The sequence below is a fragment of the Bacillus sp. C-3-6 genome, assembly GCF_054509685.1.
In genome coordinates, this window is the sequence record NZ_CM137247.1 from 3,105,638 (window position 1) to 3,128,748 (window position 23,111).

Consider the following 23,111-nt stretch of genomic DNA (forward strand, 5'->3'; position numbering starts at 1 on the left):
ACAACACCTCCTACCCGCATTATTCGCGGCTATATTTGTATAGGAAAAATAATTTTGTTTATGAACGTATCATTGTGATAACATTCACTTTTCTTGGCACAACTTACTTCCATTTAAGTTATCGTAAAACGATAAACCTATACATTCTGTAAATTTTAAATTTCTGTATTATTTTACTATTGACAAAGAATTTTGTCCATGCTTTATCGGATTTATTTTCTAAGAATAATAACTTATTAACTCTTAACTATGTAAGCTCTTTTCACTAATAATGACGCCATCTTCATCCGCATAGACATATTCATTTGGATTCCATTCTACTTGTCCAAAGTGCAATGAAATATTTCGTTCTCCTTTTCCTTCTTTCACACTTCTATTTGGCATCGTTCCTAATGCTAAAATACCAATATTAATATTCTTTAGTTCACTAGAATCACGAACATACCCATTCACAATAATTCCTGCTAGCTTTCTTTCTTCCGCAATAGCTGCCAAATTATCACCGAGTAACGCACAATTCGTAGACGCTCCGCCATCAACAACTAATACTGTTCCTTCTGGTAATGTTTGCAATCCTTCCTTCACTAGTACATTATCATCTTTCACTTTTACAGTTGCAATTTTTCCGTAGAATTGTTCTTTCTTCCCAAAAGACCGAAAAGACTGTCGACATATTTGTAATTCCTTTTCAAATTCATCACATAAATCAGTAGTTTTCCACATCTTGTTCCCTCTTTTCCTTTTTCTTTCTACATAACATATTCTTGGCTTATTATCGTTTCCCTGTCCAATATTGCAATAATTTGTATGTGCGGGAAAAGGATACAAAAACTATTGCCTTAAGAAGCTACCTTTATTATAATCTATTTCACAGATTAAATTCAGAATATTAAAAATTAACAAAGTGAAGAAGGAGGGATTTTATGCAAATACAAACTGAGGCAAAAAAACAACCTAGTAAACAAAAGTTTAAAATGCCTGATGCGTACGTACTACTATTTTTTATTGCCTTACTTTGCGCCATTGCTACGTACTTCGTTCCTGCTGGAGAATTTAAAAGGGTTACAAACGGGACCGTTACAACGACAATACCAGGTAGCTACCATTCTGTTCCGCAATCACCCGTAGGATTTGTTTCTTTTTTTACCGCTATTGAAAAAGGAATGACACTTGCTGCTCCTATTATCTTTCTAATTTTATTTACAGGTGGAGCTATTGCAATTCTTGAAAAAACAGGTGCTCTTGACGGTTTAATCTATCATGTTATTAACAAATTTCGGAATCAGCAATTACTTTTCATTTGTATAGTTGCTGCGCTCTTTTCTATTCTTGGAACGACTGGTATTATCGTTAACTCAGTTATCGGTTTTATCCCCATCGGTATCATCGTTGCACGCACGTTAAAATGGGACGCTATCGTCGGTGTAGCAATTATTTATTTAGGCACTTATGCTGGTTTTAATGCTACTATTTTATCCCCCTCACCTTTAGGCATTTCACAAAAGATCGCAGAACTTCCGATGTTTTCCGGGATTGGTTTACGCACCGCAATCTATATATCTTTTTTACTTGCCACTATCCTTTATATTAATTGGTATGTAAAGTGCTTGAAAAAATCGAATAAAGGAAGCATTCTTGGCGACAACTGGTTTCCAAGTAACGCTCTTTCAAGCGAAAAAGAAGCGGAGAAAAAAGAAGTTCCTTGGACGATACGTCATAAATTAATTTTACTCGTTTCAGCTTTATCGTTAATTGTATTTTTAATAGGCGCTTTTCGTCTACATTGGACGGACGCAGAAATGACCGCTACTTTTATTTTCATAGCAATTACAGCCGGAATAATAGGTGGTATGAAAGCAAACGATATCGCATCTACTTTTCTAACTGGCTGCCAAAATCTTATCTACGGTGCTCTAATCGTTGGAATGGCTCGTTGTATTTCAGTCATTTTAGAACAAGGCAAATTACTTGATACAATCGTTAACCAACTCGCACAAGCTCTTGAAGGACAAAGCCCTGTATTTGGCGTTATCGGTATGTACGTAAGTAGTGCCGCATTACATTTCCTTATTTCATCCGGGACAGGAGAATCGGTTATTTTTATTCCGATATTAGCTCCATTAGCTGATTTCATGCATATTACACGCCAAGTTACAGTACAGGCTGTTATGCTTGGGGAAGGTGTAGTAAACTGCTTAAATCCAACTTCTGGTGTTTTAATGGGCGTTCTCGCAGCGAGCGGGATTTCTTATGGAAAATGGATTCGTTTCATGGCTCCACTTGCACTCATTTGGTTTATCATTGGACTTGTTTTTCTTATTGTTGGGGTGAATATTGAGTGGGGACCGTACTAAAATACCCATATATAATTAACTTGATAAAATATCTATCCTATTCTCCTCTTCAATCCTATAAAAATCATTTATTCTAGTAAAAATATAAGAAGGGATTGATCATAATGATCAATCCCTTCTATCAAAATATAATACCTTTAAAAATCTTAGTTCCAAATTTTATTTACCCATTCAGGATGATCAATAAAAGGATTGCGGTTATGTTGATATTTTGTAAAAATCACTTCATTACGCTTTCGCTCTAAATCATCGACCGGGTCTTGTTCATTCCATTTTAATAAAACCGATAGTTTCCCCATGTATGGATCTTTATTGTTATTCACTTTTTCATTTAGTTCTAAATCTATTTCGCCGTTGTCCCCCTCATAACGAACAGCCATATAAAACAGCATTCTAGCAATATCTCCTTTTACACTATCACGAGGTTCCCAAGAATCACTATCATATTTACATTCTGTCGCTTCAGAATGATTCACACCACCATTATCAAAATCTAAATTTCCACGTGAACTATTTACAGATACATCCGTCGCTCTTAAATGATGTAGATCTGTTCCAGGTCCTGCAGTCGTTCCAAAGTCACCGTGAGATTTTGCCCAAACATGCTCACGGTTCCAGTTATTTACTCCTGATCCATTCGTAAGCTTCCCTTGCGAACGACCAGTATATAAGAGTATCACATTATTTTTATTATTTGGATCTTCATCAGTATCTCTTAGTGCTTCCCAAACCGCACTGTATGATAACTTTGTATGATTATCAATAATATTATGCAGTTCCTTCTTTAATTCTAAGCCCGTTTTTCCTATTGCGTTATTATAATATGTATCGTCATAACTTTTTACAATAATCTCTTGTGCTGATGCAGGAGCTACTTCACCGTGTATAGTATCTGTGAATGATAGAGATGCAGAACCTAAAATAAAAAATGAAGATAGCGTAATCATAGCAATCTTTGTATTTCGAAACTTCATATACCCATTCCCCTTTAAAATATAATTTGAAGCTACTAACTAAAAAATGCTTTCTCCCCCCAAAACTTTTAGAAACCCATACCCACCCTTTTCTTTTTATTTAATACAAAACTCTATTGAGTTTATATCATTTCCAAACTTTTTGTTTATCTACTTTCCAAACAATTTTACTTTTCACAAGAAATATCCTTCTCCCGTAAAGATTATTAAAATATTCTTTACAATTAAAAAGTAGTTTAATATTAACTTATAAATTTAAATTTATTTATGCAATAATGCATATTTGATAAATACTTAAAAAAACAGTTTGAATAAAAAGCATTCAAAGAAAACCGTGCCACAAAACAGATAAAGTGAAACTTTAATCAGTGGGATTTCGTTCCTCCCTCACCTAACTTCTTTGCTTCCGCTGAATTTTGAGGTGGTGGTCTTACTGCCCGGCAAATAGCGGGATAAAAATCAAGATGATAGCTCGACTTTTCCTTTTTCCATAACTGTCTTTATTTTTGTGTAAAACCTTTCTTTCTCTGAATAATACGTACAAAAATAGATTGGATACCATGTAGGCACCAATCTATTTTAATTAAAGAAACTGTGTCAATTCTGAGTTCACAATACGTTGTGCAGTAATGATAACACTGTCAGCTGTTAGTCCATAAACACTATATAGTCCACCAGGTTGATTAGGAACAATTTGAACTTCATATTCAAATGCTTGTCCAAGAGCAGGATGAACTAAACTTAGAGTTGCAAAAGTAGAAGCATTAGAATTTACATTGAAGTTTACCTGTTCAATTAATACTAATGAACCGTCAAGTCTAAAAACTCTAGCTACTCCAGTAAGCGGGCCCGCAGTACGGTTAAGGATTTTTACCCTAACTCTATTTGCATTAGCAGGTTGATTTCCTACGTTTTCAATTGGTCCTGTAGTAAGAGCCATATAACACCACCTCCATTACATTATTATGATATTCAACGATACACATTGATGTTATAGTTTAATTATCCAATTTATTTAAAATAAAAAAATGTTCGTTTTTATCGCGTTAATTAATAAAAACGAACATTTTATAATGAATGAATTCGCAAAAAAATAAATTCATATACTAAACTAAATCAACCTACAACAGCCGTTTTTTTTTACAGACAATTACTCTCCCTTCCGACTTCCTCACTTTCGCCTAATATTGAACCGGAAATCTTTCTACCCGCATGTTGCGAGATAAAATGCGCATCCATCCAATTCACAATTATTTCTTCCAACTCTGGATGAAGTGGCTTTCCTGCCCCTTCTTCATAATTCTTTTTAAACTCTAATGCTTTAAATTCACCTTCAAAACTTTTTAAACTATGATCCATATTTTTTACTACACGTACTTCAGAATCACCCTTCACATACTCACCGATCCGCTTCGCTCTTTCAGGGTCAGCCTGAATATCTTTATCACCAGCAATAGCTAGTACTGGACATGTTACTTGTTGTAAGTCTTTATAGATGTCATGCTGAAAATGCTCTCTAAACCACTTTGCATTCATCGGTTTAAAACCAACTTTAATCGTATCTTTTTCTGTGTTCATCATTTTCTCTTTTATTTTTTCCATCTGTTTTTCTCCGCGTTTCTCTACATTAAGAAGACGCATTAGTTTTCCTTTTATTCCTTTCTGCTCTTTTAGTTCTTTATAAGCAATTTCTCTTTGTCTTTTTGTAGCTTCTTCTAATGATTCTGCAGCTCCTGTAATAAGTATGAGTCCATTAACTGGTGTTCTTGCGTTTACTACAGTGGCTAACATACACCCTTCACTATGACCAGCTAAAATGATATTTTCTGGATCAACAAATGGTTGTTCTTTTAAATACGTTATCATGGCCTCTATATCACTAACTAAATCCCACATTCCAGTCTTCAGAATTTCTCCGTTACTCTTTCCTACTCCGCGCTTATCGAAACGGAGCGTCACTACTCCAAGTTGCGCCATTACATGTGCTAAATCTTTATATATGTTCGACTCAAGCTTTAGCGGTACTATCGTTCCATCACGATCAACTTCTCCAGATCCAGCGATAATTACAACAGCAGCATACTTCCCACCAGCTTTTGGCTTTGTAATCGTACCTTGCAAAGTTAATTCACTTTTTACCGCTACTTCATATTCATCAAAGATCATTATATTAATCCTCCTTCTATTCCGTTATATCTAATTTGAATTTCAAACTCGCTATTATATTTTTGTACTCTCTTACATCTTTCATCGGAACGAAAACCGGGTTCTCTGCAATGCTTTGTAGCATGCTTCGCTTTATAATCTCTTCATTTCTAACTGTTTTAGCACCAAGTGGAAATTCTGCAAACCATCCATCAATCGCATCAAAATAGGAATCGCCGTGTAAATGCAGGCTATTTACTGTGAAGCTATTCGTACAAACCGCTGCATATTTCCGTAGCATTTCTAATGAACCTTCAAAATTCCCTTGCATGCAATATACTTGTGCAGCAGCATAGTATACTTTTAAAGTCATATTGGGATGTAACGTTTCTAATTCATATATATCTATTAACATAAAAGCTCTATTTAAAATTACCTCTACTTTTTCAGCGCTTGAAGCATTTACTACTACATAATTCGGTATTGTCCCAACGAGTTGTATTAAATGTTGATACATACTAATTTGCATCACTTCATTTGCCTTCTCAGTATTTCCAAGCATTTGATACGCCTGTGCGATTAGATCTTCCTCTGGAAAGTTAGGACGTATCGTTTCGCCAAGTAATTGAAGCACCTCATTTGGTCTATTGAGTATAAGATAGCAAGTTGCTTGAAACGATGCCGCCTCTTTCACAAGAGAAACATCGTCACTTTCTTCCTGCACTCTGCTAAAGAGATTCATTGCCTCTTCTAAAATTTCAATTCCTCTATCCGTGTCCTCTGTTAACATGTGATGATTAATAAAAAGTATTCCTATTTGAATTAATAATGGAAAACAAGAATAATATTTTTTGATTATTCCCCTGCACTCCATCATTACTTCATCAAACGGTTCTTCACTAAAAGCTTCGGCTAGTCGATGATATAAATTTTTAATATCTTCCTGCTCCATTTGTGGTGTATAACTAATTAGTTCATCTATACTAATGTTAAAGTATGATGCTAATAGTGGTAAAAATGTAATATCCGGATAACTCTGCCCCGTCTCCCATTTGGAAACAGATGCCTTCGTAATACCGATATACGCCGCTAACTCTTCCTGCGTAATTCCCTTTTCTTTTCTCTTATTCGCAATGATTTTATGAATATGAATCTCTCTCACTGTATCACCTCATACTTTTATTATATGTTTTATATTTCACACAAAATATGGATTTAAATTCGACTTTCATTTACAAAATCAACTGTTAGGAAACATCTGTCTAAAATCAAAGGCAGGAACATATTTGATATGTTCCTGCCTTTTTAATGTCGGTACCGATACATAGCCATCTAGCTAAGATTTTGAAGTGCTTCAAAATCAAACATTTCATCTCATCACAGTTTTCTATGGGAATCCAGTGAACAACTTATTTACATAATTTTCGATATTGGAAGTAAATTTAAGTTGTTTTTAAAGTAGGTATACCTAGTAGAAATTGTTGAATTGTGCCCGTTTGTTAAAGTTTAATTTTCATTATACTTTTTGTACTGAGTCCAGTGCTTTTTTTAATTCATCTGATTTTTGAGTGCCGATTACTACTGTGTTATATTGCAACTTTAACTCTATACCTTTATTTCCATTCATGTTATAGGCCTTTTCATTCTTAAGGTTAAAACGAATTCCCCATCCTCCAAATCGTTTTATTGGACTGTAAGTAATGCATTCATAATGGTGTATATCTTTGAAAAGGTACTGCTTATATTGAAAATGAAAAGGAACAAAGCGGACATAAAGACCTTTTTCACGGACCTCAATGATCAGTTTCAATACTCCAAGCATTAATACAGGAAAGGCAATCCCGAACAACAACCACATAACAATTAAGACACCATTAGAAGCTGGTTTATCTCCAAACGGGATATCAAGAATAATTTGTTGAATAAATCCATACCACATCAGCATGGAGATCCCTAATATGAGTATCCATACCCAAATTGGGGATCGCTGAACCTCACGAAAGATTACTTGTTCTTGTTGTTTCATTAATGATTATAACCTCCTAAAAGGTTTATTTTTTCTCACTCATTTTAAGCCGTTTTGCACTTCCAAAAAATGCGCTCCCAATTATGAATATAACGGAAGAAAGATACATTGTTATCCCTGAGTATTTATTATCAAAAATTATGAAATTAAGTAAATTAATGAACATCATCAATATAAGTGCTATGTACAATCCATTAATATATTTCATTTATCCCCCCCCTTTACTTTTTTGAAAACCCCTATGTGATAAATAGTGGTTTCTAAAGGTATTATTCAGAATGCCCTTTTCCCTATTTTACCATTTTATAGAGTTGATATGTTGTTTGTTTTCGGTTGAATATTGTATACACACTCGGTTAACATAACGTCTCATGATCAGTAGCAAGAAAAAAGGATAATCCGTCCTCATAATGGACTAATTATCCTATAAATCTTTATCTAAATTTAATAAAACAAGAACTTCTTTTCCTATGTATATTTACTTCGTTACCTCTCCAAACTGCGCTCTCGTCACTTTCGCCAAGTCATCTACTTTAAGCTCAATTTGTATACCAATTTTCCCGCCACTTACTATCATCGTTTCAAGTGATTGGGCACTTTCATCAATACATGTAGAAAATAACTTCTTCATTCCGACTGGTGAACAACCACCACGAATATATCCTGACACTTTTGTAATATCTTTCACAGCAATCATTTCAATCTTCTTTTCACTTACTGCTTTTGCGGCAGCTTTTAAATTTAGTTCCTCATCTACCGGAATAATAAACACATGATAATTTTTACTATTCCCTTGAGCGATTAACGTTTTATATACTTCTCTCACTTCTCGTCCAATTTTCTCGGCTACTGATACGCCATCAATTTTCCCATCGTCTGGATCATATGACATCATCGAATATTCAATTTTTTCTTTGTCTAATATTCGCATCGCATTTGTTTTATCTTTTTTCATAACGTTCTCCTTAAAAGGTTATTTCATATTATTAAGTTTTATTATACACCCTTTTCCATTTCTCCTACATAACTTCACGTATATTTCAAAACTAAAAATATTGATAATTCAAAAATCATCTGATATAATTTGGAAAACTTATGTTAAGGAGAGATTTGTAATGCGAAATTTTAATACTTCTTTCCAACTTCATCATCATACGTAACGCCGTGTATCCGAAGAAAAATTTTTCTTCGTGGGTACAGGGCTTTTCCTGTTGACCCACGAAGCGTTCATAAAGCTATGTGGGTATTTTTATACCCGCATAGCTTTTTTTAATTTTAAAATAGGAGTGATTACAATGGAAATGAAAAATGTAAAAGGCACAAAAGACTATTTACCAGAGGAGCAAGTGCTGCGAAATAAAATTAAAAGGGCTTGTGAAGATACGTTTGAACGATACGGATGCAAACCGTTAGAGGCACCAACGTTAAATATGTATGAGCTTATGTCTTACAAGTACGGCGGTGGCGATGAAATATTAAAAGAAATATATACGCTAAAGGATCAAGGAAAACGCGACCTTGCCTTACGATACGATTTAACCATTCCATTCGCAAAAGTCGTGGCGATGAATCCGAATATTCGCCTCCCTTTTAAACGTTATGAAATTGGGAAAGTATTTCGAGATGGGCCAATTAAACAAGGGAGATTCCGTGAATTTATACAATGCGACGTTGATATAGTCGGTGTAGAATCCGTCATGGCAGAAGCTGATCTTATGAGCATGGCGTTTGAACTATTCCGAACGTTAAACTTAGAAGTAACGATTCAATATAATAACCGAAAATTATTAAACGGTATTCTCGAGTCCATTAACATCCCTACTGAACTAACGAGTGACGTCATTTTATCATTAGACAAAATCGAAAAGATTGGGATTGATGGTGTACGAAAAGATGTATTAGAGCGCGGAATTTCTGAAGAAATGGCTGATACAATATGTAATACTGTATTATCTTGTCTAAAGCTTACAATTGCTGACTTTAAAGAAGCTTTCAATAACCAACTCGTTGCCGATGGCGTAAACGAATTACAACAATTACAGCAATATTTAATCGCTCTCGGAATAAATGAAAATACGATATTCAATCCGTTTTTAGCAAGAGGACTCACAATGTATACAGGGACTGTATATGAAATCTTCCTAAAAGATGGCTCAATTACATCTAGCATAGGTAGTGGCGGCCGTTACGATAACATTATCGGAGCATTCCGTGGTGATAATATGAACTATCCAACAGTCGGTATTTCATTCGGTTTAGACGTTATTTATACAGCACTATCGCAGAAAGAAACAATCTCATCTACAGCGGATCTATTTATCATCCCACTCGGGACAGAATTACAATGCTTACAAATTGCCCAGCAATTACGTTCTACCACTTCCTTAAAAGTTGAACTTGAACTAGCAGGACGCAAATTAAAACGTGCCCTTAATTATGCCAATAAAGAGAATATCCCTTACGTGCTTATTATTGGTGAAGAAGAACTTAGTACAAACACTGTTGTGCTGCGGAATATGAAGGAAGGTAGTGAGATGAAGGTTCCCCTTTCTTCTTTGAAAGATAATCCATTTAATAATTATTGTAATATGCCTAGCACGTTATGATTGTGAAATGTGCTCAAAATGTAAATCAGGTAAATTAAAAAAGGGCTGTCCGCGCATAACAGCCCTTTTTCCTAAACGAACAACACCTTCGTAAGTGAAATTATATTAACGATTTTTCGAATATATCTATCATAACTTACACTATATCAACGATAAGTAGATATTTTCATTTTATAGATAACCAAGCAATCAGTTTACATAAAATAATTATAATCAATCTAATCCTACAAATCTTTAACATCCCATTACCTATTCTGATAATATACGGTTTTCCAATCCCACTACCAATTCAAGAAAAATCCACAGCCGTCTCTACTATAGCACTTTACCTATTAACTTTTATTTTGTGTATTCCTACTCTCCAAAACCTTCTCCATATTATGAGTTGCCCATTCCATCATTAATAGAATCACTGGACGTAGTGATTCACCAAGCTCAGTTAACGAATATTCAACTTTAGGTGGTACTTCACGGTATACTTCACGATGTATAATCCCATCAGCTTCAAGTTCTCTCAGCTGCAGCGTTAACATCCTTTGTGTGATATTTGGTTTTAATCTTTTTAATTCATTAAAGCGCTTTGTACCATCTAATAAATGATACAAAATTACCCCTTTCCATTTCCCTCCAATCACCTCAACCATAGCTTCAACTGGACAAGAATATTTATTTAAAAATGGGTAATTTATATTATTTTCATTTGAACAATCCATAATAAATCCCTTCCCTTATCAATAGTATCTTTTTTGATACTATACTACATAAATGTGCGTACTTGTATCTATGTTACTTTAAAAATATAATTTACTTACAAAAATAAATTCATGAAAAGAGGAACTTTTATGACAAATACAAACGAAATTACAAAAGAAAAGATTATGGAGGCTTTTCATTTCAGACATGCATGTAAAGAATTCGATCCTATGCACAAAATTTCAGAAGAGGATTTTAAATTTATTTTAGAAACAGGCAGATTATCTCCTTCTTCTTTTGGATATGAGCCTTGGAAATTTATTGTCGTACAAAATAAAGAATTAAGAGAAAAACTACAACCGTATTCATGGGGCGCTGGTGGGCAACTTGCAACAGCTAGTCATTTTGTTATTGTTCTTTCAAGAAACATTAAAGATATGCATTATGATGCAGAGTATATTAAATATATGATGAACGATATTATTGGATTGCCTGAAGACACTCAAAAAATTAGATATGAATTCTTCAAAAAGTTCCAGGAAACAGATTTTAACTTATTACAATCCGATCGTGCTGTATTTGATTGGGCATCTAAACAAACTTATATTGCTTTAGGTAATATGATGACGAGTGCAGCTCAAATCGGTATTGATTCTTGTCCAATAGAAGGATTTGATAAAGAGGAAGTAGATTCTTTACTTCGTCAAGAAGGCATTATACAAGGCGATAATCTTGAAGTATCAGTTATGGTTGCCTTTGGTTACCGTAAAGAAGAGCCAAAGCGTGATAAAACAAGACAGACTATGGATACAATTGTTGAATGGATTAAGTAATATAGCACAGACAAATAATGCTCCTAATAGCTGTATACTCATACTAAAGAAGAATCAATTGTTTTCTTACGTATGAATTTGGTTTTTCATGGAAAGATATGTTAGTATGTATACAGTTTGAGTGCTCTATTTTTAGAGTCGAACAGGAGGAGAATGAATATGTCTGATATTGAAGTTGGCGAAGTGTTTACACTTAGCGATGAGAATAATGAGGATCAGGAAGTAGAAGTACTTGGAGCAATGGATGTCGAAGGTGCAGAATATATTGCAGTTGCCTTTGTTGAAGATATCCAAACAGAAACTGAGGAAGACATTGATATTTTCTTTTTAAAAGTAGAAGAAGATAATGAGTTTTCATACATTGAAAATGATGAAGAGTTTGATAAAGTATCTGCTGCTTTTGATAAGATTTTAGATGAACAAGAACAAGAGTAAACACGAGGGGGGATGCATATCCACCCTCTTTTTTTTATTCATCACTCATTCAGTGATTTATGCAGTAACTCCAGTACATCTTTCATCGCAAAAGGTCCATCTTTTTTAACATGCTCTGCAAATTCTGAAACGAGACGTAATGTTCTCACACTTTCGATTGGATGTTCTCCTGATGCACTTTCAGCTGAAAGCATAACTGCATTCGTCCCGTCCAGTACAGCTTGAAACACATCAGTCACCTCTGCTCTTGTTGGAATAGAATGATCTACCATAGATTGAAGCATTTGTGTTGCTGTAATGACATATGTATTCGTTCGATTACATTCCTGAATCATCATTTTCTGTAAAAGCGGAATGCATTGATACGGTAACTCTACTCCTAAATCGCCCCTTGCAATCATAATTCCATCTGCTTCTTTACATATATCTTGAAAATTCTCGATTGCTTCCATCGTTTCTATTTTTGCAATTACATTAGGTGACGTTTCTTTATACTGTTGTATAAAATCTCGTATTTCTTTTATATGACTAGGTTTTCTTACGAAAGAACACGCGATAAAATCAACATTCTCTTCTAAAAGAAACTGAATATCTTTTTTATCTTTCTCTGTAATAGCTGGTAAACGAACAGCCGCATCTGGTAAATTAACTCCTTTATGAGATGAGATATTGCCACCTGTTTTTACCTTCGTTTCTATTTTATCCGTACTTATCTTTTCAACAATTAATTCAACTTCTCCATCATTAATTAAAATTCTACTGCCTACTTTCACATCATTCGCAATTCCTTCATAATCAACGCTTGCTTCTGTATTACTCCCTGTAACTGGTTGTGTATGTAAAATAAAAGAATCTCCTGCCTGAAGTGTAATTTGCCCTCCCTTCACTTCACCTAATCTTATTTTAGGTCCTTGTACATCACCCAAAAATTTAATAGAGTCATCTAATGATTTCACTAAACGAATGATGTCTTTATGACTTTCATGCGTGCCATGCGATAAATTCAGTCGAACAATTTTCATACCATTCTTTATTAACTGTGCTAATGTTTCTTTATTATTACTTGCGGGTCCAATTGTACAAATTCGATCGATTGTCATTTTTGTCACCATCCTTTTTTTAATAAGTTTCCCATATGAACTTAAAAATAACAGAGATTCTGACATGAATAGATTTAAATTTACATGAATTTCATAAAATTAAACCTGTATCCCTTGCTGGCTAAGCATTAGAAGATATATTCGCTTTTTTGCAAATGAAGACATGTTGAATCGAAAGTAAAAGAAAAGTTAAGTATGGGATAAACCATTGAGAGTTTCGAAATTTTCATATATTGTATGAATTGAGTTCGAACTCAAAAATTTAAAAAGGTGGGAAAATTAGTGAATATGAAAAAATCTTTATCGGTGACAACTTTAGGGTTAGCGGTTTTAGGTTTTGGTTTTACTAATAACGCAAGTGCTTCAGAGGTCGATACTGTAGACAGGCAGCCCGTTTTAGTTGACTTTGATACAATTCAATCAACAAAAACATCTAGTGTTCCTAGTTTGACTGTTGCAGCTGCACCTAAGAATGACTCTAACATTAGCGTATATACTCCCTTTTTTGGTAACCCATATGCAGTTGCTAAATCGAAATCAACTACGACCGAAGACTATGTTTATGCAAAAGCAAGAACTTTCAATGGCGATGGCTCATTAGTAAATACGAAAAGTAATAGTGCAAAAAAATCATCCTTTGTAAGTGCTACAGCGACCAACACAAGCGTTTATTATGGAGATGATTACGCTATCGGTAATCATACCTATAAATTAAGTGGTTATAATGATGTGAATCACGAAACAAAAGCCTTCTGGTAAGAAAGAGAAAAAAGATATGCATCTTGCATATCTTTTTTCTCTAATACTTTACATATATTGAGGTGCTATTTATGAAACAAATATATATTATTATCGGTGTTTTACTCATTTCATTACTTACAATTTATATTTTGTTCAATACTTCAATCATACAACCTCATCCACCTTCTAAAGAAAATAAGAGAGGGCAACAAACCAATACTATTTCTTACGGATTGAAGGATAATCAAGGCCAACATATTAACAACGGTAGTACAATTACTAGTGAGGATAATAAAATTAATGTATCATTATCATTCGTACATACTATTAACGAAAACCGAAAATATGGATTAATTGTTCTAGAAGATTACGAACAAAAACCTTTTAAAATAGAAGATACTACTAATGAAATATCACACTATTTTTTTGATATGAAACCAAACAGTTCAATGACTACGAAAATCTCTTTACACACTTCTCCTAATGCAAGTGAATTAACCTTTTTAATAATTAAAAAACCTGAATACAAATTAAAAGATAATAACTTAAATAAAGCAGCCATTTTAGAAGATATTCTAAGTATGCGATACTCAATGCATCCTCCTCAGAAAGAAAGCGAAAAAATAAAACTCTCCCATATAAATCCAGATGCTATTTTAAAAGATGGTCTTTACGAACCATTATTTGTTACGAACCGTGAAGAGAACTTACAAACTGTCTTCTTTGAAAAGGAAGGCAAGCAATTAACCCTATCAAACGGTAATGAAACGAATGATGAAATGACTTACGCAATCGTGGCTTTTAAAGATTGGAAACAAGTTGAAATATTTAACAATAGAAAAGTCGTTTATACTAAAGTTGCACCTGAAACGAGGCAAATCTTTAATTTCATATTGCCTTCAGTGGATCAGGAAAGTAATTTTCAACTCGTCGCTTTTCCATTTCCTTTTAAAGTTAGCGAAGAAGATTATGTCAGTCAACAAGCATTCAGTTCTTTTCGCATCGTAATTGAAAATGAAAATAAATAAGTTATACTATGCACAGTATAACAACCAAAAAAGGCCTACTCACACGAGTAGGCTTTTGAAACTACGAAAGTTTCGTCAATAACTGATTTAAATCTTTTTTCGTTTTCGTCGTTAAAGATTTCATTTTATTAATATCGATTTTTTCTTTCTCCGCTCCTACAATTAACGGATACATACTTTGACCGATTGTTTTAGAATCCGTCGGATGTGATGCCTCTAGCTCTTTTTCAATTACATCCCACTTTTCATTAATTTGTTTGCCAAGCTTATTCACTGTTTCCAATTTCGGATTAGCAGCTAACTGCTTGTCCAAGCTATCAATTAATGCTACAACTTCTTTAACATTCGTTTTCACAGCAACACTTTTCTTCGGATCTTTCGTTGTCTTTCCATTATTGTTTGTACTTGTGCTTGTATCTGTTGTTTTCCCGCTAGTCGTTTGATCATTCGTTTTTCCTGTCGTCTCTTTTTCTTTTGTTTTTACATTCTCGTTTTGAGTTGACGTTTTGCCATTACTTTCTGTTCCTGATGATTCTTTCGTATTTTTTGCATCCTTATCTGTTTTTTCATTTGAAGAAGTATTTGTTTCTTTTTCAGTATCTTTCGTTGTTTTTGACGCTTCATCTGCACTTGTCGTTTTTGCTTCTCCATCATTTTGCGCAGTTACTTGCTCTTTCTTTTCCGTTTCTTTATCTGCTGAAGGACTACAAGCTGCCATAGTAAGCATTGTACCAATTGTTATCGATGCGATAGCGACCTTTTTCATTTTCATATAAATCCCCCTATGTTTTACATAATTTATCCTCCCCTTTACGATTCGATTCCCCCTTAAAAAATCCCTTTTCATACGAATTATCATCTTTCCGACAGTAATCTTCATAATAATACGTACAAAAACTGATAAACTCATTTTAATATTCGAGTTTCTTCTACTTCATTTTTCTACTTGCAAGTAAAAGAAAAAGAGTATATTGTCACATTAAGAATTACTATCTTCATATGACGATATACTCTTCTATCAAATTTTTATCTTTCTTGACATTTTATTTATACAAAAAAATAAAATTTTCTTTCGTTTTTTGTTTCTCAACATTTGTTAACATAATATTTTTATGAATAACCACCATTCGAGTGAATGACTTGCCCAGTAACCCATTTCGCTTCTTCACTTACTAAAAAAGAAATTAAGCGCGCAGCATCCACCGGTTCTCCTACTTTACCTTGCGGGAACTTCCATACTAAATGATGCTTCAGCTCCTCTGTAATCCATCCTGTATTCGTCGGTCCTGGATCTACAGCATTCACTGTAATCCCCTTCTCCATCGCAACTGGTGCTACTGACTTTGTAAATGCTTCAATTGCCCCTTTCGTTGCTGCATATGCTAGTTCATCTGGCATTGGACCTACTGACTGTCCTGAAGTAAGATTAATAATACTCCCGCCCGTTTTAAGTGAATAATGTTTTATAAACAATGAACTTAATAGCATAGTAGCCCGAACATTAACTGTATAATGTTTATCCAACTGCTCTACATCTAATTCCTCAATTCTCGTATGAGTAGAATATACTGCATTATTAACTAGAATAGATGGATCACCTAACCGTTCTGATACCATATAAAACAAACGATTTGGCGAATAAGACTGCGATAAATTGATTTCTGCCATTTCACATCGAACATCGTAACTTTCAATTTCCTTTTTCAGCAAAAAGGGTTCTTGATCACTCATTCCCCATGGCATCGCTTTATCATACTTTGGCCAGTACGTGAATAAAATGTCTATCCCCTTTTGAGCAAGCACCTTGCATACAGCTGCACCAATTCCATTCAGACGAGTTGCCCCTGTTACAATTGCTATTTTCTTCACCTTTTTCTCCTCCATCTATACACAGATCCCCTGCATGAATACAGAGGATCTATCTTCTTATTGAATATTTGACAGTATACGTTCAGCACCTAATTTTAACATTTTAATAAAGATATAATTTACAATCGTAAACATTACAAATAAAACGATAAACATAACCCACAGTCCGACATGAAGGAAGAAGTATAATACACTTACTCCCCCCACAATAATTAAAGCTATTAAAATATTAGCTAAAAAATTCCATAAAGTTGTATATCGACTTTTAAATAATTTCTGCTCTGTATCCCAATGAATATCTGCAGTTTGTGCGTCCCAGCGTGTTCCGATTAAATTAATTAACAGTAACCCATTCGCACTTAGTAAAAACCACAGTATCATGAAGACTGGAGAAATCCCAGCTACAACTGCCATCGTAATACCGAATACTGCTAAAATGATTACATTAATTAACCAAGCAGTGATTGCTTTCGCAAAAAAGATATCCGAAGCCTTTACTGGTAAATAACGATTCACAAACCAAGAGCTTCCATCTCGCGAAAATGACGTTGTTGCAATGACGTTACTACCCATTAAAAATAACGATGCACAAAGACCAACACCAATTGCAAATCCTGTTGTCTCTGGATTGTTAATATACTCTGTAATAAACTTTAAGTTTCCATCTTGCACAAATAAAATAAAGAACAACATAATTGGCATAACGAAAGTTTGTACAATGCAATTTAAGAAAAATTGTGGTGTACGGAATAACGTTTTAAATTCTTTTTTCACATACGCTTTTAAATGCGAACTTTGTACTGTTGATTTCTGTAAACCTTCCGCCGAAATAACTTGTTTCTTTGCTGTACTCGTTGAAAGTCCAATAACCCCTTTTAAATATGTACGCTCTGCTATGTAATAAAACAACACAAAGAAGACAAATGAAATAACTGCAAAGATTATTACATATAAAGGTCCCTTCCAATTTGCATTTTCTACTAATGCCACTGCTCCAAAATATGTAGTTGGAAAATAATTTGTCATTTGTACTAAAAGAGAAGATTGATTATTTACAAGGTATTCCGCAGCCCCATCTCCAGAAAACGCACTTTTATTTCTCCACTGCATAAATACGTTAATTCCTACAATAAATAATATACTTACGATTCCAATAAATATATTTCCTCGATCTTTATTTTTCGCTATATTTGTATACCTCATAATAATTGTCATCAGTAACGAAGCTAATACTAACGGCACGATTGGGAAGAGTAAGTAAATAAAAATCATATATATGTAATATGTAATAAATGCGCCACTTTTTAAACCGTACGTAATGAAGATTGGTAATAAAATAAATGAACTCATTACGTATTGTGTAATTAATACCGTTAAAAATTTTGCCGAAATAATTTGCGCTGGTTTTAATGGTAACGGCAGTAACATTTCAATATCATTGCTGTAGTAAAATACAGTTAAAATGTTCGTTATACTCATTAAAAATACCCATATACTCGCAATCGCAAGTCCCATTGCAATAATCATTCCCGGCCCTTGCCCTAATTGTTTCAGACCTTCATACATTCCGTGCGTCATCGAACCAAATATTAAAAATCCAACAAATAAAATAGCTGCAAATGAAAATAAATACGCCCATCGCTTCTTCTTATCTGCTATAAAATCTGCGTAATTTAACTTTAATAGTACCTTCGTTAACGTCCAAATTTTACTCATTGCCCGTCATCTCCAAGAACATTTTTTCAAGTGATTCATTGGATTTAAAATGATCTCTCATTTCATCTAAATTTCCTTTAAACTGCAAATTCCCCTTATTAATAATAGCAACCCGGTCACATATTTTTTCCGCTACTTCTAATACGTGTGTAGAGAAAAATACAATCTTTCCTTTATCCGCATGTTCTCTCATCATTTCTTTTAAAATATATGCAGATTTCGGATCAAGCCCTGTTAACGGTTCATCTAAAATCCATACATCTGGCTCATGCACGAGCACACCAATAATAACGATTTTTTGTCTCATACCGTGCGAATAACTTTGAATTTGATCAGATAATGCATTATAAAGATCAAACTTCTTCGCTAAAGACTCTATTCGTTCTTGTCTTACTTCTTTCGGCACTTCATACATATCAGCCATAAAGTTTAAATATTCAATTCCTTTTAAACGTAAAAACATATCTGGGCTATCCGGCACATAACCAAACGTCTTCTTCGCTTCCATCGGCTCTTCCATAATATTTTTTCCGTTAATCGTAATAGTCCCTTTGTCCACCCCGTGAATGCCAGTAATCATCTTAATTGTCGTGGATTTACCCGCACCATTCGGTCCTAAAAATCCAAAGATTTCGCCGCTAGGTACAGATAAACTTAAATCTTTTACTGCATAGGTAGACCCATTATAACTTTTTGACACATTCTTAATTTCAATCATTCCATCCAATCCTTTCCTTAATTACCAAATAACTATATTGATATTATAGCATACTTCTATTTTAAGATTTTTACATTTTTCAGTTTATTTAACCTTTAAAATAAATATACACCCCTAATCCAACAACTAAAACGACAGCTAGTATAATATAAATCATTGTTAATCGTTTAATATTCCCCTTTGTCGCTTTGCTATAATTTGCATCACCATTCCGCCCAATTAACACCGTCGCAATGACAGTAATCACTACAAGTAATACAACGATCATGATCCAAGTTAGCATTTCTTCCTCCCCCTCCTTACAACCATTTTACAATATTATCCTCTTTATTTCGCAGCATATTTCCTCTTTTTACTATTATTATGAAGCAAACTGGAAAACTATTATTACCATTCCTATCCAATTGTGATATATTTGTAACATAACGTGACTTATTTCTAACAACGTAAGGAGGACCTATCATGAAAACAACTTGGATAAAATATTTAGGATTTCTCGGTTTCTTCGGTTTCCTCGGATTTTTTTATGAAAAAGGATTGTTTACTATGTTCTGTTTCTTCTCCTTTTTCACATCGTATAGAACAGTTCAACACGATGAACTGTTTGAACAAATTGTCAATAAATCGTGTCGCAATGCATTTATCGTTACATTACTAACTACCGCTATCATTATATTTATTGAAATGTTATTTCCAAACCCGGCGCTACAAGAAATTGATATCGCTCTTATTTTCGGCACACTCATTCTTACGTTCGGTTTTTCTATGTTCTTTTATGATAAACCTGTTGATGAAATGGAAGATGCACCATGGCGTTCGTAACGAGGATAAAAGAATACCGCGCCAAATTGAACATGACACAAGAAGATTTAGCAAAGAGCGTTGGTGTGCGACGTGAAACAATTAGTCATCTCGAAAAAGGTAAATACAATCCTTCCTTACAACTTGCTCACGATATAGCGAAGGCACTACATAGTACGATTGATGAGATTTTTATTTTTGAGGATAAATAAAAAATACCGTCATTCTTTCCAAGAAGAATGACGGTATTTCTCATCGATTATCCATATAAAACCGCATGAAATACGCCTAATAGTAAGTATTGATCCTCCATGTAATCTCCATCATATGCATTCATCTCGATGTAATACATATCTTCCTCAAGACGAATATTCCAATCTGCGATTACATAGCCTTTTCGTAATAATTTTCCCATTCCAAATGAAGTTTTATGAACAACATATTCTTCTGCCTTATATGTAAAGGTAAATATAAAATTTGCATCCAATAACTTTCCGTCACATACAAGTATTTCATGCTCTGCATCATTATTATCGATGTACGTTACTAAAATCTTTCTTTGGCGTTGCCTACTTACATCCTTTGCAATGACGCGAATATTGCCCTTACTATCCTTTATTTCATAAATGATATTACTACCAATTTTCGGAATGAAGTCCAGCACTCTCATCAACGTATTTTTATAATAACCCCGTACTACGCCTACTTGCTCACTTCCATTATAAAACTCTATCGGCGTCGTATCTGCTTTGCTATCACACGGTCGTTTGTAAGAGAGCTGCATCATTCGCTCTCCTCTTAAGTACTGATCAAACGTCACAGGATATTCTATCACGCGCAGTTCCTTATTTAACTCATATAAATAGCGTTGAACGCTCTCTACTAATGTTGTAGTCGAGATACTCTCCTGAAGTTCAAATTGTTGCCAGCTGGAAGAAACATTCCATTGGTTATGATCCTCTTCATAGAAGAAGCCAAGAATGACCTCTTCACGGTCAGCCGTTTCATATTTCATAGGCACGTTTTGCCCGTGTTGAACTTGTTCCATCCACTGACCTAAATAAATGCCCAGCTCTGCAACCTTCATACATGATTTTTGAAAAAATACTCTGTCACCCATACAAATTGTTAAATCCCCTTCGATAAAACCATTTGTATAAGCAACATACCGTGGCTCATCCTTCTGCGGGAGATTCTTGTCTAACTCAAATAAAAACGTTAACATCCTTTATTCACCTCTAGTTGTTACACAGCTCTTACCTATATGACCGTAACTAAAAATATATCAATACAATTAAAATGAAGCTACCTTTTCTTCAGCCACTTCTGCAATTTCTAAAATTTGTAGCAGATTCTCCACTTCATAAGTTGGATTAACATCTGTCGTATTCTCTTTCAAACTCGGATTATACCAACACGTATCAATGCCGTAGTCTTCTCCACCTTTCATATCAGAAGTTAGCGAATCTCCGACCATTAGTACACTTGATTTATCCGTAATTCCAAATTTCTCAAATGCATAATCAAAAATCTCACGTGCTGGCTTTTGATGACCAACTTCTTCAGAAATAATAATATGATCAAAGAAATTACTTAAAGGCGAATTTCCGATTCTTGATTGTTGCACCTTCGTATATCCATTTGTAATAATACCTAGCTTGCAATCTTGTAGATTTTCACATAATTGCACTGCACCTTCTATAAGATGTACTTCTTTCCCTAAGTTTTCAAGATATACATTACTAAATTGCTGCGCATCTACGTCTATATTATGAAGTGCAAATAATTGTCTAAGTCGATCTACTGCTAATTCACTTAGCGTAATCATTTTATTTTCTAAATCTCTCCATAATCCATTACTAATCTCTTTATAGCTTGCAAGATAATCATTATACCCTGTAGGCATGCCGAACTGTACAAACGCATTGTGTAATGCATTTCTTTCCGTTTCAGGGAAATCTAATAATGTATCGTCTACGTCGAATAGTATTACTTTGTATTTCATGATGTTCTCCTCAATTCCTATTTTAAAAGCTTCGTTCTCATTGCTTATAAACTTTTATATATTTCGTGATGAAGCGCTTTAACCCGCTCTTTATAGAATACACCTTTATCTTTTATTTTCAAATGTGCTATAAATAAGTTTGCTAGCATGACTGCTGTATCTAGTCTATAAAATAAACTAACAATATGAGGAGTAACATTAAAGATACTATCATTCTTATATCCATCTTTAAATTCATCCCAACTAACCTCATTTGTTTCAGCTATTCTCATAAGCTCCAGTAATGGATGACCAATTAAAGCGTTATCCCAATCAACTATTGCTTTAACTTCTCCATTATACCCGATTAAATTGGCTGGTCGAATGTCCATATGTAATAAACATTTTACATGATCTGCTGTACTAAGAATATATTCAATTGTTTTTGTATCCGGAAGATTAATTTTACAGTTCGTGATTGTATTAAACCCTTCTATCCGTTTCACAATTCGTTCTGCTATATACTTACTAATGGGCTCTCTAATATTTTGTTTGTAATACAAACCATCAATTGGCATACTATGAAGCTTGCTCACTAACTCCCCTATTTTGCATGCGGAAATTGGCATATGATCAGCATACACACAATCCGAAATTAAAAAATCAAGTTCGGTTGAAAGATGCAATCCGTGTATCCTTGGTACTGGAATACCTTTTGAATGACAATACTTAGACAGCTCCGCTTCCTTTTGCAACGAAATCCGACTGTTAAATAAGTCTTCATTTATATTTTCCACTTCCCTTTCCCACGGTACTCGAAATGCCAAAGACCCCTTTTCTGAATCTCCTTGAAAAACAATATTTTGTACTCCCGTTCCAATCACCTTTAAATCTTGAATAGCTAGTTCCTTATACTCTTGACTTAGTATTGTTGCCAGCTTTTCTCTTAACCCCTCTGCTTTTACACGTGTATGAATCATTTTATCCCCCGATTCTTAAGTTCTTTTCATCCATTTTCTCCTCGGTGCACAACATCCTCATTAACAAAATTATAGCAACAATAGTAAAAGGAGGCTAATCCAAATCAG

26 protein-coding genes are annotated in these 23,111 nt (G+C 34.1%); 8 read left to right on the forward strand and 18 right to left on the reverse strand.

Annotation, left to right across the window (positions count from 1 at the left end):
- Window positions 1-243: 243 nt before the first annotated feature.
- A complete protein-coding gene (gene rraA, locus ACW0JX_RS15935; protein WP_000266049.1) occupies window positions 244-723 on the reverse strand; it encodes a ribonuclease E activity regulator RraA in 480 nt (159 codons plus the stop codon).
- A gap of 200 nt (window positions 724-923) precedes the next feature.
- On the opposite strand from rraA, the gene ACW0JX_RS15940 reads away from it, so the two are divergent.
- The gene (locus ACW0JX_RS15940) at window positions 924-2,354 is read left to right on the forward strand and encodes a YfcC family protein (RefSeq protein WP_366987418.1); all 1,431 of its coding nucleotides are present in this window, start codon (window positions 924-926) and stop codon (window positions 2,352-2,354) included.
- A gap of 146 nt (window positions 2,355-2,500) precedes the next feature.
- On the opposite strand, the gene ACW0JX_RS15945 is transcribed toward ACW0JX_RS15940, so the two are convergent.
- The 7 genes from ACW0JX_RS15945 to ybaK all read right to left on the reverse strand — a co-directional run bounded on the left by ACW0JX_RS15945 (window position 2,501) and on the right by ybaK (window position 8,454).
- Entirely contained in the window at window positions 2,501-3,328 is an 828-nt protein-coding gene (locus ACW0JX_RS15945) for an endonuclease I family protein (protein ID WP_053563973.1), read from the reverse strand.
- Between the two features lie 583 nt (window positions 3,329-3,911).
- Window positions 3,912-4,268 carry a hypothetical protein gene (locus ACW0JX_RS15950; protein ID WP_001229424.1) on the reverse strand — a complete coding sequence of 119 codons (357 nt, stop codon included), beginning with the start codon at window positions 4,266-4,268 and terminating at the stop codon, window positions 3,912-3,914.
- Between the two features lie 200 nt (window positions 4,269-4,468).
- Window positions 4,469-5,494, reverse strand: a complete 1,026-nt coding sequence (locus tag ACW0JX_RS15955) for an alpha/beta hydrolase family protein (protein WP_095690496.1) — start codon at window positions 5,492-5,494, stop codon at window positions 4,469-4,471.
- 16 nt (window positions 5,495-5,510) lie between these two features.
- On the reverse strand, window positions 5,511-6,635 hold the full coding sequence (locus tag ACW0JX_RS15960) for a helix-turn-helix domain-containing protein (protein ID WP_095690495.1): 1,125 nt from the start codon (window positions 6,633-6,635) through the stop codon (window positions 5,511-5,513).
- A 354-nt stretch (window positions 6,636-6,989) separates the two neighbouring features.
- On the reverse strand, window positions 6,990-7,499 hold the full coding sequence (locus tag ACW0JX_RS15965; protein WP_000813121.1) for a DUF6141 family protein: 510 nt from the start codon (window positions 7,497-7,499) through the stop codon (window positions 6,990-6,992).
- Window positions 7,500-7,524: 25 nt separating this feature from the next.
- Window positions 7,525-7,707, reverse strand: a complete 183-nt coding sequence (locus ACW0JX_RS15970) for a hypothetical protein (protein ID WP_459244914.1) — start codon at window positions 7,705-7,707, stop codon at window positions 7,525-7,527.
- Between the two features lie 270 nt (window positions 7,708-7,977).
- Window positions 7,978-8,454 (reverse strand): Cys-tRNA(Pro) deacylase, encoded by a 477-nt coding sequence (gene ybaK, locus ACW0JX_RS15975; RefSeq protein ID WP_000710852.1) that lies wholly within the window; start codon window positions 8,452-8,454, stop codon window positions 7,978-7,980.
- A 340-nt stretch (window positions 8,455-8,794) separates the two neighbouring features.
- On the opposite strand from ybaK, the gene ACW0JX_RS15980 reads away from it, so the two are divergent.
- Window positions 8,795-10,105 carry a histidine--tRNA ligase gene (locus ACW0JX_RS15980; RefSeq protein ID WP_459244915.1) on the forward strand — a complete coding sequence of 437 codons (1,311 nt, stop codon included), beginning with the start codon at window positions 8,795-8,797 and terminating at the stop codon, window positions 10,103-10,105.
- A gap of 332 nt (window positions 10,106-10,437) precedes the next feature.
- Here the strand turns inward: ACW0JX_RS15980 and ACW0JX_RS15985 are convergent, their stop codons facing one another.
- The gene (locus ACW0JX_RS15985) at window positions 10,438-10,818 is read right to left on the reverse strand and encodes a winged helix-turn-helix transcriptional regulator (protein WP_048564578.1); all 381 of its coding nucleotides are present in this window, start codon (window positions 10,816-10,818) and stop codon (window positions 10,438-10,440) included.
- 129 nt (window positions 10,819-10,947) lie between these two features.
- Here ACW0JX_RS15985 and ACW0JX_RS15990 point away from each other — a divergent pair, with 129 nt between their 5' ends.
- On the forward strand, window positions 10,948-11,631 hold the full coding sequence (locus ACW0JX_RS15990; protein ID WP_000185715.1) for an NAD(P)H-dependent oxidoreductase: 684 nt from the start codon (window positions 10,948-10,950) through the stop codon (window positions 11,629-11,631).
- Between the two features lie 153 nt (window positions 11,632-11,784).
- Window positions 11,785-12,066: a DUF1292 domain-containing protein gene (locus ACW0JX_RS15995; RefSeq protein ID WP_003271045.1), complete on the forward strand. Its 282-nt coding sequence runs from the start codon at window positions 11,785-11,787 to the stop codon at window positions 12,064-12,066.
- A gap of 41 nt (window positions 12,067-12,107) precedes the next feature.
- Here the strand turns inward: ACW0JX_RS15995 and ACW0JX_RS16000 are convergent, their stop codons facing one another.
- Window positions 12,108-13,166, reverse strand: a complete 1,059-nt coding sequence (locus tag ACW0JX_RS16000; protein ID WP_141241012.1) for a pyruvate kinase — start codon at window positions 13,164-13,166, stop codon at window positions 12,108-12,110.
- A gap of 282 nt (window positions 13,167-13,448) precedes the next feature.
- Between ACW0JX_RS16000 and ACW0JX_RS16005 the strand changes: the two genes are divergently transcribed.
- Complete coding sequence (locus tag ACW0JX_RS16005; RefSeq protein WP_001056361.1) at window positions 13,449-13,925, forward strand: hypothetical protein; 477 nt, start codon at window positions 13,449-13,451, stop codon at window positions 13,923-13,925.
- A gap of 71 nt (window positions 13,926-13,996) precedes the next feature.
- On the forward strand, window positions 13,997-14,935 hold the full coding sequence (locus ACW0JX_RS16010) for a hypothetical protein (RefSeq protein ID WP_095690492.1): 939 nt from the start codon (window positions 13,997-13,999) through the stop codon (window positions 14,933-14,935).
- Between the two features lie 61 nt (window positions 14,936-14,996).
- Here the strand turns inward: ACW0JX_RS16010 and ACW0JX_RS16015 are convergent, their stop codons facing one another.
- The 5 genes from ACW0JX_RS16015 to ACW0JX_RS16035 form a co-directional block, all read right to left on the reverse strand.
- Window positions 14,997-15,707: a hypothetical protein gene (locus tag ACW0JX_RS16015; protein WP_095690491.1), complete on the reverse strand. Its 711-nt coding sequence runs from the start codon at window positions 15,705-15,707 to the stop codon at window positions 14,997-14,999.
- Between the two features lie 338 nt (window positions 15,708-16,045).
- The gene (locus tag ACW0JX_RS16020; RefSeq protein WP_459244916.1) at window positions 16,046-16,804 is read right to left on the reverse strand and encodes an SDR family oxidoreductase; all 759 of its coding nucleotides are present in this window, start codon (window positions 16,802-16,804) and stop codon (window positions 16,046-16,048) included.
- Window positions 16,805-16,861: 57 nt separating this feature from the next.
- Window positions 16,862-18,520 carry a putative ABC transporter permease subunit gene (locus tag ACW0JX_RS16025; RefSeq protein WP_095690490.1) on the reverse strand — a complete coding sequence of 553 codons (1,659 nt, stop codon included), beginning with the start codon at window positions 18,518-18,520 and terminating at the stop codon, window positions 16,862-16,864.
- Window positions 18,513-19,238 carry an ABC transporter ATP-binding protein gene (locus ACW0JX_RS16030; protein WP_095690489.1) on the reverse strand — a complete coding sequence of 242 codons (726 nt, stop codon included), beginning with the start codon at window positions 19,236-19,238 and terminating at the stop codon, window positions 18,513-18,515. The genes ACW0JX_RS16025 and ACW0JX_RS16030 overlap by 8 nt, the downstream gene beginning before the upstream one ends.
- An 88-nt stretch (window positions 19,239-19,326) precedes the next feature.
- Window positions 19,327-19,521 (reverse strand): hypothetical protein, encoded by a 195-nt coding sequence (locus ACW0JX_RS16035; RefSeq protein ID WP_000958863.1) that lies wholly within the window; start codon window positions 19,519-19,521, stop codon window positions 19,327-19,329.
- A gap of 179 nt (window positions 19,522-19,700) precedes the next feature.
- On the opposite strand from ACW0JX_RS16035, the gene ACW0JX_RS16040 reads away from it, so the two are divergent.
- Together ACW0JX_RS16040 and ACW0JX_RS16045 are read left to right on the forward strand one after the other, a co-directional pair.
- On the forward strand, window positions 19,701-20,060 hold the full coding sequence (locus ACW0JX_RS16040) for a DUF3796 domain-containing protein (RefSeq protein WP_000859208.1): 360 nt from the start codon (window positions 19,701-19,703) through the stop codon (window positions 20,058-20,060).
- Entirely contained in the window at window positions 20,048-20,251 is a 204-nt protein-coding gene (locus ACW0JX_RS16045; RefSeq protein ID WP_016122876.1) for a helix-turn-helix transcriptional regulator, read from the forward strand. Before ACW0JX_RS16040 ends, ACW0JX_RS16045 begins: the two co-directional genes overlap by 13 nt.
- 47 nt (window positions 20,252-20,298) lie before the next feature.
- Here ACW0JX_RS16045 and ACW0JX_RS16050 read toward each other — a convergent pair whose 3' ends face one another.
- The 3 genes from ACW0JX_RS16050 to ACW0JX_RS16060 all read right to left on the reverse strand — a co-directional run bounded on the left by ACW0JX_RS16050 (window position 20,299) and on the right by ACW0JX_RS16060 (window position 23,003).
- The gene (locus tag ACW0JX_RS16050; protein ID WP_459244917.1) at window positions 20,299-21,264 is read right to left on the reverse strand and encodes a tubby C-terminal domain-like protein; all 966 of its coding nucleotides are present in this window, start codon (window positions 21,262-21,264) and stop codon (window positions 20,299-20,301) included.
- Window positions 21,265-21,333: 69 nt separating this feature from the next.
- Window positions 21,334-22,044, reverse strand: coding sequence for a YjjG family noncanonical pyrimidine nucleotidase (locus tag ACW0JX_RS16055; RefSeq protein WP_459244918.1), 711 nt, complete (start codon window positions 22,042-22,044; stop codon window positions 21,334-21,336).
- 44 nt (window positions 22,045-22,088) lie between these two features.
- Entirely contained in the window at window positions 22,089-23,003 is a 915-nt protein-coding gene (locus ACW0JX_RS16060) for a phosphotransferase family protein (RefSeq protein ID WP_459244919.1), read from the reverse strand.
- Window positions 23,004-23,111 lie beyond the last annotated feature (108 nt).